At 68.6% G+C, this 17,687-nt stretch carries 16 protein-coding genes; 7 read left to right on the forward strand and 9 right to left on the reverse strand.

Annotated elements, in window-relative coordinates:
• Window positions 1–7 precede the first annotated feature (7 nt).
• Both ACZ5LB_RS19790 and ACZ5LB_RS19795 read right to left on the reverse strand, forming a co-directional pair.
• Window positions 8–304 (reverse strand): hypothetical protein, encoded by a 297-nt coding sequence (locus ACZ5LB_RS19790; RefSeq protein ID WP_464603928.1) that lies wholly within the window; start codon window positions 302–304, stop codon window positions 8–10.
• A gap of 109 nt (window positions 305–413) precedes the next feature.
• Window positions 414–1,763, reverse strand: coding sequence for an aminotransferase-like domain-containing protein (locus ACZ5LB_RS19795; RefSeq protein WP_464603929.1), 1,350 nt, complete (start codon window positions 1,761–1,763; stop codon window positions 414–416).
• Window positions 1,764–1,814: 51 nt separating this feature from the next.
• Between ACZ5LB_RS19795 and ACZ5LB_RS19800 the strand changes: the two genes are divergently transcribed.
• The 4 genes from ACZ5LB_RS19800 to ACZ5LB_RS19815 are packed head-to-tail and all read left to right on the forward strand — an operon-like array spanning window position 1,815 to window position 5,224.
• Window positions 1,815–2,135, forward strand: a complete 321-nt coding sequence (locus ACZ5LB_RS19800; protein ID WP_464603930.1) for a TusE/DsrC/DsvC family sulfur relay protein — start codon at window positions 1,815–1,817, stop codon at window positions 2,133–2,135.
• A gap of 2 nt (window positions 2,136–2,137) precedes the next feature.
• Window positions 2,138–2,722 carry a hypothetical protein gene (locus ACZ5LB_RS19805; RefSeq protein ID WP_464603931.1) on the forward strand — a complete coding sequence of 195 codons (585 nt, stop codon included), beginning with the start codon at window positions 2,138–2,140 and terminating at the stop codon, window positions 2,720–2,722.
• Entirely contained in the window at window positions 2,715–4,013 is a 1,299-nt protein-coding gene (locus ACZ5LB_RS19810) for a (Fe-S)-binding protein (RefSeq protein WP_464603932.1), read from the forward strand. The genes ACZ5LB_RS19805 and ACZ5LB_RS19810 overlap by 8 nt, the downstream gene beginning before the upstream one ends.
• Window positions 4,010–5,224, forward strand: coding sequence for an aminotransferase class V-fold PLP-dependent enzyme (locus tag ACZ5LB_RS19815; RefSeq protein ID WP_464603933.1), 1,215 nt, complete (start codon window positions 4,010–4,012; stop codon window positions 5,222–5,224). The genes ACZ5LB_RS19810 and ACZ5LB_RS19815 overlap by 4 nt, the downstream gene beginning before the upstream one ends.
• Before the next feature lie 126 nt (window positions 5,225–5,350).
• Here ACZ5LB_RS19815 and ACZ5LB_RS19820 read toward each other — a convergent pair whose 3' ends face one another.
• Window positions 5,351–6,355, reverse strand: a complete 1,005-nt coding sequence (locus ACZ5LB_RS19820; protein ID WP_464603934.1) for a GAF domain-containing protein — start codon at window positions 6,353–6,355, stop codon at window positions 5,351–5,353.
• A gap of 43 nt (window positions 6,356–6,398) precedes the next feature.
• Window positions 6,399–7,292, reverse strand: coding sequence for a LysR family transcriptional regulator (locus ACZ5LB_RS19825; RefSeq protein ID WP_464603935.1), 894 nt, complete (start codon window positions 7,290–7,292; stop codon window positions 6,399–6,401).
• Window positions 7,293–7,383: 91 nt separating this feature from the next.
• Here ACZ5LB_RS19825 and amaB point away from each other — a divergent pair, with 91 nt between their 5' ends.
• From amaB to ACZ5LB_RS19840, 3 genes are all read left to right on the forward strand, one after another.
• The gene (gene amaB / locus ACZ5LB_RS19830; protein ID WP_464603936.1) at window positions 7,384–8,910 is read left to right on the forward strand and encodes an L-piperidine-6-carboxylate dehydrogenase; all 1,527 of its coding nucleotides are present in this window, start codon (window positions 7,384–7,386) and stop codon (window positions 8,908–8,910) included.
• Window positions 8,911–8,972: 62 nt separating this feature from the next.
• Window positions 8,973–9,587, forward strand: a complete 615-nt coding sequence (locus tag ACZ5LB_RS19835) for a response regulator transcription factor (RefSeq protein WP_464603937.1) — start codon at window positions 8,973–8,975, stop codon at window positions 9,585–9,587.
• Between the two features lie 85 nt (window positions 9,588–9,672).
• On the forward strand, window positions 9,673–10,020 hold the full coding sequence (locus tag ACZ5LB_RS19840; RefSeq protein ID WP_464603938.1) for a hypothetical protein: 348 nt from the start codon (window positions 9,673–9,675) through the stop codon (window positions 10,018–10,020).
• Here the strand turns inward: ACZ5LB_RS19840 and ACZ5LB_RS19845 are convergent.
• The 5 genes from ACZ5LB_RS19845 to ACZ5LB_RS19865 all read right to left on the reverse strand — a co-directional run bounded on the left by ACZ5LB_RS19845 (window position 10,017) and on the right by ACZ5LB_RS19865 (window position 17,575).
• Window positions 10,017–10,682: a lysostaphin resistance A-like protein gene (locus ACZ5LB_RS19845; RefSeq protein ID WP_464603939.1), complete on the reverse strand. Its 666-nt coding sequence runs from the start codon at window positions 10,680–10,682 to the stop codon at window positions 10,017–10,019. The two genes, ACZ5LB_RS19840 and ACZ5LB_RS19845, sit on opposite strands and share 4 nt — an antisense overlap.
• 483 nt (window positions 10,683–11,165) lie before the next feature.
• Window positions 11,166–14,456, reverse strand: coding sequence for an efflux RND transporter permease subunit (locus ACZ5LB_RS19850; protein WP_464603940.1), 3,291 nt, complete (start codon window positions 14,454–14,456; stop codon window positions 11,166–11,168).
• Between the two features lie 7 nt (window positions 14,457–14,463).
• Complete coding sequence (locus ACZ5LB_RS19855) at window positions 14,464–15,735, reverse strand: efflux RND transporter periplasmic adaptor subunit (RefSeq protein WP_464603941.1); 1,272 nt, start codon at window positions 15,733–15,735, stop codon at window positions 14,464–14,466.
• Between the two features lie 10 nt (window positions 15,736–15,745).
• Window positions 15,746–17,119 carry a TolC family protein gene (locus tag ACZ5LB_RS19860; RefSeq protein WP_464603942.1) on the reverse strand — a complete coding sequence of 458 codons (1,374 nt, stop codon included), beginning with the start codon at window positions 17,117–17,119 and terminating at the stop codon, window positions 15,746–15,748.
• Window positions 17,120–17,179: 60 nt separating this feature from the next.
• Window positions 17,180–17,575 carry a hypothetical protein gene (locus ACZ5LB_RS19865; RefSeq protein WP_464603943.1) on the reverse strand — a complete coding sequence of 132 codons (396 nt, stop codon included), beginning with the start codon at window positions 17,573–17,575 and terminating at the stop codon, window positions 17,180–17,182.
• Window positions 17,576–17,687 lie beyond the last annotated feature (112 nt).

Below are 17,687 nucleotides of genomic sequence, written 5' to 3' on the forward strand. Positions count from 1 at the left end.
GGCGGGGCTACTTCCTGTCCTTTTCCTTGGCCTTGTGGTCCTTGCCGCAGGAACCGTCTTTGCCGCAGGATCCGTCCTTGCCGCAGGAACCGTCCTTGTGGTCTTTCTTGGCCTTCTTGTCCTTGGCGGCGCCGTCCTTCTTGGTGGCGTCCTTCTTGGCGTCCGAGCCGCAGGAACCGGCCGCGGTGACCGAGGCCCCGCCGCCCTGGGAGGCGACGCGGGTGGCGGCGATGGTGGGGGTCCCCGTCAGGAGGACGGTGCCGGCACTGAACAGGGTGGCTGCCCCGATGAGCTTGGTGATCATGTTGCCTCCTCGCGCTTGGATCCGGCCATTTTGAGAACCGGATTCAGTTGCTGCGGATTAGGGTGCGCCAAAGGCCCCCCCTGTGACAAGGAAGATCGCCGGGAAAGGGTCAGGTGCGGCCGCCCAGGGCGGCCAGCCTCCCCAGGGCGTCGGCCAGCGCGGCCCGGTCCGTGGCCGCCCCCAGGGAGACGCGCACGCCGTCCGGGTTCTGCCGGCCCGAGGCGAAGACCCCCGCGGGCACCACCACCACCCCCGCGGCGGCCGCGGCCTGGGCGAAGGCCGCGGACCCTCCGGGGGGGGCCGAAATCCAGAGGTGGGGGCAGTGGGGCTCGCCCCGCCAGGCGAGGCCTTCCAGCCGGTCCCGGGCGATGCGGTGCCGGGCGGCGAGTTCCTTGCGCTGGGCCGTGAGGCGGCGCCACGCCGTGCCGTCCTCCATCCACCGCGTGGCCAGGGCCATGGCCAGGGGCGACACGTACCAGCTGGTGTGGTGCTCCGCGTCCTTCATGCGGGCCCGCTGTCCGCGCGGGAAGACCAGGTAGCCCAGGCGCAGGCCCGGGGCCACGGTCTTGGAGAGCCCGGTGAGGTAGACCACCCGCTCCGGGGCCAGGGCCGCCAGGGCGGGGGGGGCGTCCTCGCCGAGCATCCCGTAGACGTCCTCCTCGATGATCAGGGCGTCCCACTTGCGGGCGATGGCCACCAGGGTGCGCCGCCGCTCCAGGCCCATGGTGGCGGTGGTGGGGTTGTGGAGCGTGGGGGAGAATACCGCCAGGCGGATCCCGGCCCGGCACGCGGCCTCGAAGGCGCTGGGGAGGATGCCGTCGGCGTCCATGGCCAGGGCGTGGAGCCGGCGCTTCCAGTGGCGGGCCGCGGCCTTGAGGCCGGGGTAGACCAGGCTTTCGCAGGCCAGCTCCTCGGCGTCTGGGAACAGGGAGATGGCCGTGTCCATGGCGTGCTGGGCCCCGGCGCAGACCAGGAGGTCCTCGGGCGCGGCCTCCACGGAGCGCCGTTTCACCCAGCGGGAGACGGCGTCCAGGTGCGCCAGCGTGTCCCCGGCCCCGGGGTAGTGCAGGAGGCGCGCGGCGGCGCCCTCGTCAAGGCGCCTCAGGGCCGCGGCCAGGTCCGGGTCGCCCGCGGCCACCGGCGGGATGTTGGCCGAGAGGTCGATGACGCCGCCAAGGGGCTTCTGCTGCAGGGCGAACAGGGCGGCTTCGGAGGCCACGCCCAGCACGTAGGTGCCCCGGCCCACTTCGCCCCCCAGGTAGCGCCTGCGGGCGGCCTCGCGGTAGGCGCGGCTGGCGGTGCTCACGTTCACACCCAGGAGATCGGCCAGGAGGCGGTGGGTGGGGAGCTGGTCCCCGGGCCGGAGCTGGCCCAGGCGGATGGCGTCGCCGATGGCGTCGGCGATGGCGAGGTAGGCGGGCTGGTCCGAATCGGGAAGGTGAGGAACCCACATTGTCATGCACACAATCATGCGACACGTGCACACAAAATGGAACCCGGAGGATAGGCCATGCCCAGTGTCACGTGCAAGGGAACCGCGGTGGAATTGAACGAGGAGGGATTCCTGCTGGATCCCGGCGTCTGGGACGAGGACCTGGCCCGGGCCCTGGCCCTGCAGGAGGAGGGCCTCGAGGCGCTCAACGACCAGCACTGGTCCGTGATCCGGTTCATCCGGGGCCACTTCCTGGAGCACGAGGCCGCCCCCATGGTGCGCCAGGTGTGCAAGGGTTCCGGGGTGCCCCTCAAGCAGATCTACGAGCTGTTCCCGGGCGGTCCGGCCCGGGGGGCCTGCAAGCTCGCGGGCCTGCCCAAGCCCGACGGCTGCGTGTAGGCATGCACCCCGCGCTTCCCGCCGGAATCTGGTGCGCGCTCCTGCTGGGCGCGCAGGTGCTGCGGGCCCGGGCCCGCGGGCGCAGGCCGCTGTTCGCTCCGGCCGCGGGGGATCCCGCCGCCGGCGTGCGCTACGCCTTCACGGGGGCCATGCTGCCCTGGGCGAAGGAGAGCGTGCGCATGAACCCGGTCTCCTACGCCGCCGGCATCGCCTACCATCTCGGAATCGCCGCCGCCTTCGCCCGGGTGTTCATCCCGTCCCGCGCCCTCTCGGCCCTGGCCCTCCTGGGGGCAGTCGCGGGCTGCGCGCTGCTGGCGAAGCGGATCGTCAAGCCCCACCTGCGCGGGCTCTCCAACGCCGACGACTTCGTGTCCAACCTTCTGGCCACGGGTTTCGCCGCCCTGGCCGCGGGCGCTCCCGCCACGTCGCGCCTCCTGCCCTGGGCCCTGGCGGCCCTGCTGGTCTACATCCCCCTGGGCAAGATCCGCCACTGCGTCTTCTTCTTCCTCAGCCGATACCATCTCGGGGCCTTTTTCGGGCGCCGGGGCACCTTCCCCCCCGTGGGCCAGGAGCGCGTCCATGGGTGAATCCATCGATTTCCGCAAGGGCCTTGAGGTGTTCCAGGCCCGGCTCGGCGAGGCGGACGCCGCGCACCTCAGTGCGTGCGTGCACTGCGGCCTCTGCGCCGAGAGCTGCCACTACTACCGCATGGACCCGCAGCTGGAGAACGTCCCGGCCCGCAAGCTGGACCTCGTCGCCCAGGTGTTCCGGCGGCATTCCACGGTGCTTGGGAAGCTGGGCCTCCAGGGCGCGGCCCTGGACGACGCCATGGCCAAGGCCTGGCTGGACGCGGTCTACGGGCGCTGCTCCCTGTGCGGGCGCTGCTCCCTGAACTGCACGGTGGGCATCAACCTGCCGCGGGTGTTCAAGGCGGCCCGGGCGGCCCTGACGGCCATGGGCCTCGTGCCCGCGGACCTGCAGGCCACCGTGGACAACTCGCTGCGCCACGGGAACAACATGGCCATCACCCGGGAGGACTGGGTGGAGACCGTGGATTGGCTGCAGGACGAGCTGCGCGCCGAGACCGGCGATCCCCTGGCCGAAATGCCCATGGACCGCCACGGCGCGAAGATCCTGTTCACGGTGAATCCCCGGGAGCCCAAGTTCTTCCCCCTTTCCCTCCAGGCCAGCGCCAAGGTTTTCTGGGCCGCCCGGGAGGACTGGACCCTGGCCTCGGAAGGGTGGGACCTGACCAACTACGGCCTGTTCAACTGCAACGACAAGGAAGCGGGCACGATCACCCAGAGCCTGGTGGACGCCATGGTGCGCCTGGGCTGCGAGACGCTGGTGATCGGCGAGTGCGGGCACGGCTTCGCCAGCGCGCGGTGGGAAGGGCCCGAGTGGTTGCAGGGGGCCTACCCCTTCAAGGTGCGGAGCTTCCTGGAGGTCATGGACGAGTACCTGGAGCAGGGCCGGATCCGGGTGGACCCGGCGGTGCACACCGGCCGCGTCACCCTCCACGATCCCTGCAACCTCGTGCGCCACGGCGGCATCTCGGAGCCGCAGCGGCGCATCCTGGGCCGCACCGTCTCCAACTTCAGAGAAATGACCCCGAACCGCGCGGAGAACTTCTGCTGCGGCGGCGGGGGAGGCCAGCTGGCCATGGGCGCCTACAAGGAACGCAGGATGAGCTCGGGCGGCATGAAAGCCCAGCAGATCCGCGACTCGGAAGCCCAGGTGGTGGTGGCGCCCTGCCACAACTGCATCGACCAGCTCTCGGAACTGAACAAGGAATACAAGCTGAACGTGAAGATCAAGACGGTCGCCGAAATGGTGGCCGATGCCCTGGTGACCGAACCCCTTACAGGTGAGCCATGACCCAGACCGAACCCCTTTCCCCCTTCCAGGCCCAATCCCCCGCGGGGGGGCTGATGTACCTCGACAATGGGGCCACGTCCTTCCCCAAGCCGCCGGAAGTGTACGAATTCATGGACTCGTTCTACCGCACCTACGGCGTGAACCCGGGCCGCAGCGGCTTCGACCTGTGCATCGAGGCCGGCACCCTGCTCGACACCACCCGCAAGCTGCTCACCTCCTTCTTCGGCGGCACCGATTCCAACCGCCTTGTTTTCGGCTACAACTCCACGGACGCCCTGAACCTGGCGATCTTCGGCACCATCTCCGAAGGCGACCACGTCATCTCCACCCACCTGGAGCACAACGCCACGCTGCGTCCCCTCTGGCACCTCCAGGAGGCCGGCACCCAGGTCGATTGGGTGGACTTCGAGGACGACGGCTACGTGGATCCCGGGAAGATCATCGCCCGAATGATGAAGGGCACCCGGGCGGTGGTCATGAACCACGGCAGCAACGTGCTGGGCACCGTGCAGGACGCGGCGGCCGTGGGACGCGCCTGCAAGGAGCGGGGCATCCTCTTCATCCTGGACGTGAGCCAGACCGCGGGCATGGTGCCGGTGAAGATGGACGAGCTGGGCGCGGACATCATCTGCTTCACGGGCCACAAGAGCCTCATGGGCCCCATGGGGATCGGCGGCATGTACGTGCGCGAGGGCGTCGAGATCCGCCACACCCGCGCCGGGGGCACCGGCGTCCGCAGCGCCCAGCGCCACCACCTGGACGAGTACCCCTACCGCATGGAATACGGCACCCCCAACCTCCCCGGCATCGCGGGCCTCAACGCGGGGGTCAACTGGGTGAACCGCCATGGGCTGGGGGCGATCCACCACCACGAGATGGAACTGTGGCGCCAGCTGCGGGACGGCCTCAAGGCCATCGAGGGCGTGACCCTCTACTGCCAGGAGGATGCCGGCAAGGAGCGCATCAGCGTCCTCACCTTCAACGTGGACGGCATGGAGGCCGCCGACACCGGAACGATGCTGGACGTGGACTACAACATCGCCTGCCGCACGGGCCTGCACTGCACCCCCATGGTCCACGAGCACCTGGGCACGGACAAGCTCCACGGCGCCGCGCGTTTCGGCATCGGCCCCTTCAACACGCCGGAGCACATCAAGGCCGCGGTTTCGGCCGTGGGCGAGATCGCCGAGATGCAGAGGAAGCGCCGGTAGGGGCAATCCTGACGGTACAACTTGAAGGCATCGCCAAAGATACATTCATCCCCTGGGTCGCCGTGAATACGCGGTGATGCAGGGGATGGATTGTCAGGTGGCAGCAACCCTTGTTCGGATCTATGCCTAGGCCTGGGCGCCGGGGGCCGGTTCCAGGTGCACCATCACCCGGCGCAGGGCCTCCCGGATCGTGAGGTCGTCCCGGTCCGCGGGGTCGGCGGGGTCCCACAGGGCCGTGCCCACGGGAACCGGGCCGAAGCGGGCGCGCACCCGCTGCACCAGGAATTCGGCGCCGTCCAGCGACGTGCGGGGCAGCAGGAGCAGGAAGGTGTCCTTGCCCATGTCCACGAGCAGGTCCTCGCCCCGGGCCTGGTCCGAGATCTCCCGGAGGGCCTTGCGGGAATCACGGTTCAGGGGGGTCTTCCAGGCCACCAGGGCCATGGGTTCGGATCGCCTGCGGGCCATGTAGAGGTAGGCCTTGAGCCAGATGTCCAGGTAGCGCCGGCTGGGGAGGCGCGTGGCCTGGGCCTCCAGGGCGCTGTCCTCCACCACGGACATGGTGAGGTCCAGGGCCTCGCGGGTCATGTGGAGCTCCTGCTTGAGGAGCTCGATCTCCATGGCGCTTCCCAGGAGATTGGCCACCATGCTCACGAAGACGATGTCGGCGCGGGTGTATTTCCGGGGGGCGGAGCTCTGGACGCTCAGCACCCCGATGACCTTGTCGCCCTTGCGCAGGGGCACGCCGATGTAGGAGCGCACGGCCATGTCCTGGAAGGCGGTGTGGGCCTCCAGTTCCGAGTCCTCCTTGGCGTCCCGGATGACGAGGGTGCGCGGGGCGTGTTCCAGCACCTGGGGGCAGAAGTTCTTGTTGGGGTCGAAGGTGGACAGGTCCAGGTCCGACCCGTCCTGCGTCGCCCACCAGAGGGTCTCGTAGCCCAGGTCGGTGATCCGCACGATGACGGCCCGGTCCACCAGCAGCTGGGACACCAGCAGCTTGAGGCCCTTCTCGAACAGCTCGGTGGGGTCGGGGAAGCCGGGCTCCACCAGCTCCTGCAGGGCATCCAGGTGCAAGGGGCGCCGGGATCTAGCACCTGCTTTGGCGGCGGAGGCGATTTTCCTCGACTTGTTCATGCCGTGATTATATCCACCCGGGAGGGGGGTCCGCCTTAGCGATCTAAAACTCGGGCGGAGTCAAGGTCATGAGGTAATCCGTGAGCAGCCGGTGGCGCCCCAGAGCCGCCCGGCGCTTCTTCTGGTAGATGAAGAACCGGTCCTCCCGGGGGCGGACGCCGGGGAGCACGGCCCGGAGCGCGCCCCGCTCCAGTTCGCCCAGCACGCTGTAGGTGGGGGCGAGCAGCACCCCGAGGCCTTCCACGGCGGCGTTGATCATGGCCCGGATGTGGTTGACCTCGATGATCCGGTGGAACTCGGGCCGGTCCGCCTCGGGAAGGGCCAGGAGGAGGCGGTGCCACCAGGCGCCGGCCTTGTCCAGGGACAGCACCGGCCGTGTCCCCAGGTCCCCAGGGCGGTCGATGCCCCCGGCGGCCAGGAGGGAAGGGGCGGCGGCCACCACGTAGGTCTCGATGAACCACGGGAGCTTCTCGAGTTCGGGCAGGAGGTGCTCCCGGCAGTCGATGGCGATGTCCAGGTCGTCCCGGAGAAGGGGGGTGAGGAGGTCGTGGGCCAGGGTGAAGTCGATCTCCAGGTCGGGGTGGTGCGCCAGGAAGGGGCCCATGTGGCGCATGAGGATGCTGCTGCCGAACTCGACCGTGGCCCCCAGGCGCAGGCGCCCGCCGACCTTGGCCAGGCCCAGGTCCTCGGCGGCGGCCTCCAGGGTGGCGAAGACCTCCTCGCAGGCCTGGAAGAGGCGCCGCCCCTCCTCGGTGAGGCGCGGCTCCCGGCTCCGGCGGTCCACCAGGAGGGCCCCGGCGCCGGCCTCCAGCTTGGCCACCGCGTGGCTGATGGCGGACTGGGTGAGGTTCAGCTTCCGGGCGGCCCGGGTGAAATTCCCCGTGGTGCCCAGGGCGTGGAAGGCTCGCAATTGATACAGATCAAGTGGATTGGCCATAACCATGAATTGTACTCATAGTTGGAGTGAAAAGTATGATTTTGAGAGTCAGTTTCAAAGGGGGTATATATCTTGGCCAGAGGAGAACCACATGCAGGCAGTCATGGAGAAGGTTCTGGCGAAACTCGGCATCGCGGAACACAACCTGGGCGGGTTCCACGGGGAATGGATCGGCAGCGGCCGCAACCAGGACGTCGTCTCCCCCGTGAACGGCGCGACCCTGGCCACCGTGGCCAACATCACCCAGGACGAGTTCGAGGCGGTGCTGGCCCGGAGCTTCGAGGCCTGGAAGTCCTGGCGCCTGGTGCCCGCCCCCAAGCGGGGCGAGGTGGTCAAGGCGCTGGGTGACGAGCTGCGCCGCAACAAGGAGACCCTGGCCGAGCTGGTCACGCTGGAGATGGGCAAGACCCTGCGTGAAGGCCTGGGCGAGGTCCAGGAGATGATCGACATCTGCGACCTTGCGGTGGGCCTGTCCCGGCAGCTCTACGGCCTGACCATGCCCAGCGAGCGCCGCATGCACCGCCTCCAGGAACAGTGGCACCCGCTGGGGGTCGTGGGCGTGATCACCGCCTTCAACTTCCCCGTGGCCGTGTGGAGCTGGAACACCGCCCTCGCCCTGGTGTGCGGCGACACGGTGCTGTGGAAGCCCTCCAGCAAGACGCCCCTGACCGCCATCGCCTGCACCCGCATCGCCGAGGGCGTGCTGCGCAAGTTCGGCTACGATCCCGCCATCTGCAGCCTGGCCATCGGCAGGGGCAGCGACATCGGCGACCTCATCAACACCGATCCCCGGGTAGCCCTGGTTTCCTACACGGGCTCGGTTCCCGGCGGGCGCCACGTGGGCAAGCTGGTCCAGGAGCGTTTCGGGCGGCACATCCTGGAGCTGGGCGGCAACGGCGCCGTGATCGTCAGCGAGAAGGGGGACCTGGAAACGGCCCTCACCTCCGTCTATTTCGGGGCCATCGGTACCTCGGGCCAGCGCTGCACCTCCACCCGGCGCGTGATCATCCACGACTCCATCTACGACACCTTCGTGGCCAGGCTCAAGGGGATGTACGCCAAGACCCGCATCGGCGACCCCCGGGACGAAGCCAACCTCATGGGGCCCCTGGTGGACGGCGGCGCCGTGGCCACCATGCTGGAGGCCATCGGGACCATCAAGGCCCAGGGCGGCACCATCCTGGCCGGCGGCGAGCGGCTGCCCCTGCCCGGAGGCTGCTACGTCACCCCGTGCATCGCCGAGGTGCCCGCGGGGCTGCCCATGACCCGGGAGGAGACCTTCGCGCCGGTGCTCTACCTCACCCGCTACACCACGATCGAGGAGGCCATCGCCATCCAGAACGACGTGCCCCAGGGTCTTTCCAGCGCCATCATCACCAACGACATGCGGGAGTCCGAGCTCTTCCTGTCGGCGGCCGGCAGCGATTGCGGCATCGCCAACGTGAACACCGGCACCAGCGGCGCCGAGATCGGGGGCGCCTTCGGCGGGGAGAAGGAGACCGGGGGCGGCCGCGAAAGCGGTTCCGACGCCTGGAAGGCTTACATGCGCAGGCAGACGAGCGCCATCAACTTCAGCGGGAAGGTCGAGCTGGCCCAGGGCATCACCCTGGAGATCTGACCCCTGGCGGGTGGCGCGGAAGTTCGCGTATCATTGGTTTCCTCAACCATCCCCCGTGCCCCATGCGAATCCTGATCGTCGACGATGAGCCCATCCTGCTCCTGGCCCTCCAGCGCTCCTTCAGGCTGGAGCAGCCGGAGTGGGAAGTGGTCATGGCCCGGTCCGGGACGGAGGCCCTCGAGCAGCTGAGGCTCCAGGCCTTCGACGTGCTCGTAACGGACATCCGCATGCCCGGCATGGACGGGATGGCGCTGCTGGCCGAGGTGCGGGCCGATCCCCTCCTGACGGACACCACGGTGATCTTCATGACCTCGCTGGACGACCGCGAGAGCATGCGGGCAGGCATGATCGCCGGCGCCGACGACTACCTCACCAAGCCCTTCACGCCCTCCGAACTGCTCGCCGCCATCGGCGGCCGGCTCCGGCGGAAGGAGATGGTTCCGCTCCTGTCGCGGGAGGCCCGGATCTCCCGGGAGCAGTTGGCGGGCCTCCTGACCCTGCGCGAGACCGAGGTGCTGGAGAAGATCGGCCGCGGCCTGGTCACCAAGGAGATCGCCGCCGAGTTGGGCATCAGCCCCCGCACCGTGGACGTGCACCGCACCAACCTGATGCGGAAGCTGGACCTGCACAACGCCACGGCCCTGGCGCGCCTGGCCATCAAGGCGCAGCTCGGGTAGGTAATCCACCCTATGGCCCGGCCCCGGCCGGAGGCGTAGCTTCTCTCCAAGGACGGGACCCGGCGGGTCCGGCACCCGGAGGCGCATGGCCCAGCAGGAACGACCCACCCCCACGGAACCCCCCGAGCCGGGGCCGCACCTGATGGGGACGTTCATCCGCGAGATGAACACCCCCATCCAGTGCCTGGGTCTCAACCTGAGCTTCCTCCGGCACGGGTACCAGCGCCTCCTCCGGGTCCTGGAGGCCCACAACGCCGCGGCCGGCGCCTATCCCCCGGAGGTGGCGGAGCGTCTGGCCCGGGTGGAGGGCGAACTGGACCTGCCGTTCCTGCGGGACGAACTCCCGAAGGTCCTGGCCGAGACCCTGGAGGGCCTGGCCACGATTTCCCGGGTCCTCGAGGCCATGCACCGGGCGAATCCCCAGGCCCACTAGAGCAGCCGCGCCTGGACCACGACCGCCATGGCGTTGAAGGCGGCGTGCAGGAGCACTGCGGGAATCAGGCTGGCGGAGCGAAGGGTCAGCCAGGAGAGGACGACCCCCAGGAGGAAGATGTCGAGGGCCGGCAGGACCTCAAGCCGGCTGGTCAGGTGCATCAGGGCAAAGAGGCCGGACCCGAGCGTGATCGAGAGGAACCGGCTCCTGCCGGTCCGGAGGAATGCCTCGTAAAGCATCCCCCTGAAGATGCCCTCCTCCAGAATCGGGTAGAAGAGGCAGCAAGGAAGGATGAGCATACTGGCCCGAAGGTACTCGTGGGCCTGGATGGATTCACGAATGGTGGCGAAATTCCCGGTGAGGGCAGGGTCTCCCAACACGGCCTTGGCCTGGAGATCCAGATACGACAAAAGCAGACCCCCTGCGAAGGCCAGGATGCAGACGGGCAGGCATTTCTGCGGCCGGCTGAACCTGATGGCTGGCGCCCCGCCGAACCGGATTGCAACCCATAGGCCCAGAAGCATGCTAAATGCGTTGAGGATATCGAAGGAGATCGATTGGGCCAGATCGGGAATGAACAGGGCCAGGGCGGAGACGAAAAGGATTTGGCAGGAAATGCACAGAACAAAATAGGCAAGTGGCAGTAGGGAAGGACGTACCACTGGTGAGCCAGATCGTGAATGGCGATGCATATTATTTAAATTTTCATGGATGGATATTTTGTATTTAAAATTTAATAAATAAATGAAAATACACTTATTTGTATAACCACAATCTCCATGATGTATTCCTTAAAAATACCTATCAACAAACTCATGATAACAAGCGTTCAATGATGTGTTTCCTCTCCTCGCCTGTCAAGAGTCGTTTCTGTGCTCCTGCGATGAGTCTCGATCCGGCGCCAGCGCCGGCTTAAAGAGGATCTTTTATCGGCGAACCTCGGCGTCTCCGCGCCTCGGCGATAGGCTTTTTGCCCCAATATCCCCTGGAAGATGGGGTCATGACGGCCCCCCACAGCCAGACCCACCTTTCCCACCCGGGTCATGCCAAAGCATTCCGGGTCTGCGCATCCCCTCTAGTCCTTGAAAATATGAATTTTGGGGAGGGCGCCCGAACAAGACGCCCTCCCCGAACCTGCCTTCACCTCACGGCGTCACGGCCACCGGCGTCCCCTCGGGAGCCGTGATGGGGCCATCGGTGACCTCCTTCTTCTTCCACAGGTAGTAGACCGCGGGATACACCAGCAGTTCCAGGATGAAACTCGTGGCCAGACCGCCCACCATCGGCGCGGCGATGCGCTTCATCACGTCGGCGCCGGTGCCGGTGGACCACATGATGGGCAGCAGGCCGATGAAGGCGGCGAAGACGGTCATGGCCTTGGGGCGCACGCGTTTGACGGCGCCGTGGATGATGGCCTCCACCAGGTCGCCGGTGGTGTTCAGGCGCCCCGCCTTCCGGGCCTCGTCGTGGGAGAGGTCCAGGAAGAGCAGCATGAACACCCCCGTTTCGGCGTCCAGGCCCAGCAGGGCGATGAGCCCCACCCACACGGCGATGGAGGTGTTGTAGCCCAGGATCCACATGAGCCAGAAGGCCCCGATGGCCGAGAAGGGCACGGCCATCATCACCAGGGAGGCCTTGAAGGCGCTCTTGGTGTTGGCGTAGAGCAGGCCGAAGATCAGGACCAGGGTGATGGGCACGATGAGCTTGAGGCGCTCCTTCACGCGGATCATGTTCTCGAACTGGCCGCTCCAGTCCAGGCTGTAGCCGGCGGGAAGCTTGAGCTCCTTCTCGATGGCGGCCTTGGCGTGGGCCACGTAGGTGCCCACGTCGGTCTTGGAGGTGTCGAAGTCCACCAGCACGTAGCCGTTGAGCAGCCCGTTCTCGTCGCGGATCATGCCGGGTCCAGGCACCAGCTTGACGTCGGCGATGGCCTCCATGGGCACCGCCGACCCGTTGGGCAGGGGCACCAGGACGCGACCCAGGGCGGCGGGGCTCTCCCGGTAATCCCGGGCGTACCGCACGTTCACGGGATACCGGGCCCGGCCCTCGAAGATGGTGGTCTGGTTGTCGCCGCCGATGGCGGTCATGACCATCATGTTGGCCTCCTCGACGCTCAGGCCGTAGCGGGCCAGCTGGTCCCGCTTGAGCTCGAAGTCCAGGAAGTAGCCCTCCGCGGTGCGCTCGGCCAGGGCGCTGCGGGTGCCCGGCACGTTGCGCAGGATTCCTTCGGCCTCCACGGCGATCTGCTGGATCACCTTCAGGTCGGCCCCGTTGACCTTCAGGCCCACCGGGGTGCGGATGCCCGTGGAGAGCATGTCGATGCGGGCCTTGATGGGCATGGTCCAGGCGTTGGGGATGGCCGGGAGCCGCACGGCGCGGTCCAGGTCGGCCACGATGTCCTCCTCGGTGATGCGGTCGCGCCAGAAGGCCCGCAGGATCGACTTGGCCCACCCGGGTGCCCAGGAGGAGTACCACCGCTTCGTTTCGCGCCACTGCTCCTCGGGCTTGAGCTGGATGACGGTCTCCATCATGGAGAAGGGGGCGGGGTCCGTGGCGGTGTCGGCCCGGCCCGCCTTTCCGAAGACGCGCTCCACTTCGGGCACGGTGCGGATGAGGCGGTCCTGCACCTGGAGGATGCGCTGGGCCTCGGTCTGGCTCAGGCCGGGCAGGGTGGAAGGCATGTAGAGGAGGGTGCCTTCGTCCAGGCGCGGCATGAACTCGGACCCCAGGCGCATGAACACGGGGATCGTGGCCACCACCATGAGCACGGCCACGGCGATGGTGGCTTTGGCATGCCGCAGCACGAAGCGGCAGGGCCCTTCGTAGATGCGGTGGAGGAAGCGGCTCACGGGGTGCTTCTCCTCGGGGTAGTAGGTGCCCACGAGGGCCTGGGTGGCGGCCCAGGCCAGCCACTTGGGCTTGAAGGTGAAAGGGTCCATGCGCGCGAAGAGCATGCGCAGGGCGGGGTCCACTGTCAGGGCCAGGATGGCCGCGATGGCCATGGCCAGGTTCTTGGAGTAGGCCAGGGGCCGGAAGAGGCGCCCCTCCTGGTCCACCAGGGTGAACACGGGCATGAAGGCGATGGCGATGACCAGCAGCGAGAAGAAGACGCTGGGTCCCACCTCCAGCAGGGCCTCCAGGCGCACCTTGTGGAAGTCGCCCTTTCGCCCGCCGCTCACCCAGTGCTCCAGCTTCTTGTAGGCGTTCTCCACCTCCACGATGGCCCCGTCCACCAGCACGCCGATGGAGATGGCGATGCCGGCCAGGGACATGAGGTTGGCGTTCTGCCCCATGATGAGCATCGGGATGAAGGCCAGGGCCACGCTGAGTGGGATGGTGACGATGGGCACGATGGCCGAGGGGATGTGCCAGAGGAAGATGAGGATGATGATGGAGACGACGATCATCTCCTCCACCAGCTTGTCCTTGACGGTGGCGATGGCCTTCTCGATGAGCGTGGAGCGGTCGTACACGGGCAGGATCTCCACCCCCGCGGGCAGGGAGGGCTTGAGCTCCTTGAGCTTGTCCTTCACCCGGCCGATGACGGCCAGGGCGTTCTCGCCCTGGCGCATGACGACGATGCCGCCCACCACGTCGCCCTGGCCGTCCAGGTCCGCCAGGCCGCGGCGCATCTCGGGCCCCAGGCTGACGGTGGCCACGTCCGAGAGCCGCACGGGCGTGCCCCCTTCGACCTTGAGCACCGCGCTTTCCAGGTCCTGGGTGGTCTTGGCGTAGCCGCGGCCGCGCACCATGTACTCCCGGCCGCTGAACTCCACCAGGCGGCCGCCGCCTTCGTTGTTGGCGGCCTTCACCGCCGCGATCACCTTGTCGACGGTGATGCGGTAGGCGGCCATCTTGTTGGGGTTGAGGCTCACCTGGAACTGGCGGGCCTGGCCGCCCACGGTGGCCACTTCCGCCACGCCGGGAACCGCCTGCAGGGCGTAACGCACGAACCAGTCCTGGGTGGAGCGCAGCTCGTCGGTGTTGTGCTTGCCGCTCTTGTCCACCAGGGCGTACTGGTAGACCCAGCCCACCGCCGTGGCGTCCGGGCCCAGCTCGGTCTTGACGCCCTGGGGGAGGCCCGCGGTGATCTTGCTGAGGTATTCCAGCACGCGGGAGCGCGCCCAGTAGATGTCGGTGCCGTCCTCGAAGATGACGTACACGTAGCTGAACCCGAAGTCCGACAGGCCCCGCACGGCCTTGACCTTGGGGGCCCCCAGCAGGCTGGTGACGATGGGGTAGGTGACCTGGTCCTCCATCTGGTCCGGGCTCCGGTCCCACTTGGAGTAGACGATCACCTGGGTGTCGCTGAGGTCCGGCAGGGCGTCCAGGGGGATGGTGCGCATGGCCCAGAAGGAGATGAGCAGGGCGATGAGGCCCGCGGCCAGCACCAGGAACTTGTTCTCCGCGGAGAACCGGATGATTCGCTGGATCATGGCCGCCTCAGCTCTTTCCGGCGCCGTGCGCCATGTGGGCGAGGGCCGCCTTCAGGCGGGACTCGGAATCCACGAGGAAGTTCGCGCGGTTGACCACGCTCTCCCCGGCCTCGACGCCGGAGATGATCTCCACCGACTCGCCCAGGTTCGACCCCGTCTGGACCTCCCTGGGCTCGAACCGGCCGTCGCCCAGGGCCACGAAGACGATCTTGCGCGTGCCGGCGTCCAGCACCGCGTCGACGGGCACCACGAGGCCCCTGCGGGCCTGGCTGCGGATCACCATCTCGCCGTACATCTCGGGCTTGAGCAGGCCCGAGCCGTTGGCGACCTCCACCCGGGCCTTGATGGTGCGGGTCTTGGGGTCGACCTGGGGATCGATGAAGGCCACCCGTCCCGTGAAGGTCCGGCCGGGGAAGGAGCCCAGGGTGAGCGCCGCGGCCATGCCCACCTTGAGGCGGGGCAGCTCGGGCTCGTAGATGTCGGCCACGGCCCACAGGTGGCCCAGGTCGGTGATCTCGAAGGGGGTGTCGGCGGGGGTGAGGCGGTTGCCCTCCACCGCCGTCTTGGCGGTGACCACCCCTGAGATGGGCGAGCGCAGGGTCAGGGATTTCCGCACCTCGCCGGAGCGCTCCAGCTCGTCGAGCTCGGCCGGGGCCACGTCCCAGAGGGCCATGCGGCGCCTGGCGGAATCCAGCAGCTCCTGGCCGCTGCCTTCCCGTTCCCCGCCCTTGAGGGCCTTGCGGGTGCGCAGGGCCAGGAGATACTCCTGCTGGGCGGAGACGAAATCGGGGCTGTAGAAGGTGAAGAGGGGCTGCCCCTTGGCCACGGGCATGCCCACGAAGTCCACGAAGAGCTTTTCCACGTAGCCGTCCACCTTGACGTGCATGTGGCGGATCCGCGTCTCGTCCGGGACGATGCGGGCGGTGGTGCGGATCTCGCCGCCCACGGAACCCTCGGCCACCTTCGTGGTGGTGAGCCCGATGAGCTGCTGGCGCTCCAGGTCGATGTTGACGGTGGAATGGCCCTCGGGATCGTCGTGGCCGGCGGCCCCGGACCCGTCCATGGCCACCAGGGCCATGCCGCAAAGGGGGCAGTCGCCTGGGTGGTCCTGGATGATCTGGGGGTGCATGGGGCACTGGTACATGGTTTTCTTTGGGGGGGCCTGGGGGGCGGCCGGCTGGGGCCGGGGCCGCAGCAGGAGGGTGCCGCCCACGCCCGCGGCCAGGGCCAGGAGCATGAGGGCTACGGTGCGGGGAAGGGAGGAGGTGGTCTGGCTCATGGGGTGGCCTCTACATGGATTTCATGGATGACGATTCGCCCGGGGCTTCCGCCGCCGCGCCCTTGCGGGCGCCCGCGGACATGGAGGCCCCCCCGCCGCCGCCCAGGGCCGTGCCGCCCAGGGACGTGGCGCCGATGGGCGGCGCGGCGCCCAGGTTCAGCTCCCGGTGCGCGATGTGGATGGCCTGGGCCCGGGCCTGGGCCTGGAGAAGGCCGCTCTGGTCGGCGATCCAGCCGTTGAGGGCCTCCAGCACGGACAGGAAGGGCACCTTGCCGACCTCGTACTGGGAAAGCGTCGCGCGAAAGCTGGTCTCGCTCTGCACCAGGAGCCCGCTGCGGTAGAGGCGGATGACGCCCAGCGCCGCGTCCATCTGGGCGGCCCGCTCCCGCACGCGCTGGCCCACCAGGGCCTCCAGGCTCTCCACCTCGGAGCCCGAGGCCTTCCGGCGATGCTCCTGCTCCACCACCGCCTGGGCCTGCTTGCGCTTCTGCCACACGGGGAGCGAGATGGACACGCTGGCGGTCCACATGGGATCCAGGCCGCCCCGGGGCATGTAGCCCGCGGAGACGGCGAAGTCCGGGCGCCGGTCCAGGCGGGCCAGTTCCAGGGATTTCTCCGCCTGGGACACCCCAAGGTGGGCCGCCTTGAGCTCCGGGCTGAGGCCGAGGGCGCTGGCCGTGGCCTCGGAAGCGGCGATGGCGGGGGGTTCGGGCACCTGCTCCAGGGTGCGCTCCGTGGGCAGCGGCGTGTCCGGGGGCAGGGCCCGCAGGCGGTTCAGGCCGGCCAGGGCGCTGCGCTCCTCGGACTGGAGGTCGAGCCTGGACTGCTCCAGGCGGGTGCGCTCCAGCTGGGCCCGCAGGAGGTCCGCCTGGGACCCCTGGCCCACTTCGTAGCGGGCCCGGGCCGTGGCCTCGGCCTGGCGCAGGAACAGGGCCTGCTCGTCCAGGAGCCGCAGCTGGCTCCGCACCAGGAGCAGGGCCACGTAGCCCCGGCGGACGTCGGCTTCCAGGGTGAGGCGCACCCGGCTGGAGGACGCCATGGCGGCCTGGGAGCCCATGCGGGCGATGTCGCCGCGCAGGCCGCGCTTGCCGGGCCAGAGCAGGGGCTGGGTGACCATGATGGAGTAGTAGCTGCTCTCCATCTGCCCCACCTGGATCTTCTTGAACCCGTCGTTCTGGATGCCCAGGGAGAGCACCGGGTCCGGCAGCGCCCCGGCCTGGGGGATGCGCTCGGCTTCGGCCTGGGCCATGGCGCGGGACCGGGCCGCGTCGGGATTGCGGGCCAGGGCCTCCTGGACGAGGGCAGAGAGTTGGGGGTCTTCGGGTGCCTGGGCCAGGCACGCCGCGGGGAGGAGGCCTAGGGCCAGGGTGGGCGCAATGCGCATGGGAACTCCGGATGCTGGGACTGCGTGCTCGTGGAAAAGCCTACGACAAGCGAACGCGTCTCAGATGCGGAATTGACTCAACTTGGCCTGGGGATCCCGGCGGGGGGGCAGGGGCGGGGCATGGGACGGAGCGGCCTCCAGGAAGGCGCGCCGCACGCGGGTCTGGGCGGCAAATGCCGGCCAGGGCGCGGGCTCCTTCCGGGGCGCGGCCTTGCGCACCTGGGCGGCGCGGGCGCGGGACACCAAGGCGGCGGGGGCCGCCGGGGCCGACTGGGACGGCCCGGTGGGGCAGCGGGGGGCGCAGGGGCCCTTGGGCATGCCGCAGGGGCTCGGGTCCTCGGCGCTCCCCCCGCAGCAGCAGGAGGCGGCCGGCGCCGCGGCCACCAGCAGGCCCTGGGCCGGCCCGGAAAGGACGAGGGCGAGCAGGGCGAGGAGGTGGAGGAGTCGGCGGACCATGGGCACCAGAAGTTCAGGATAGGAGCATCCGAAACGATCGGGAAAGGGGTTTTTTGGGGAATTCAATGAATGAATTGTTGAGGTGGCAGGGCCCTGGAAGCCCCCATCAATC

The organism is Mesoterricola sp. MK458 (genome assembly GCF_055384935.1).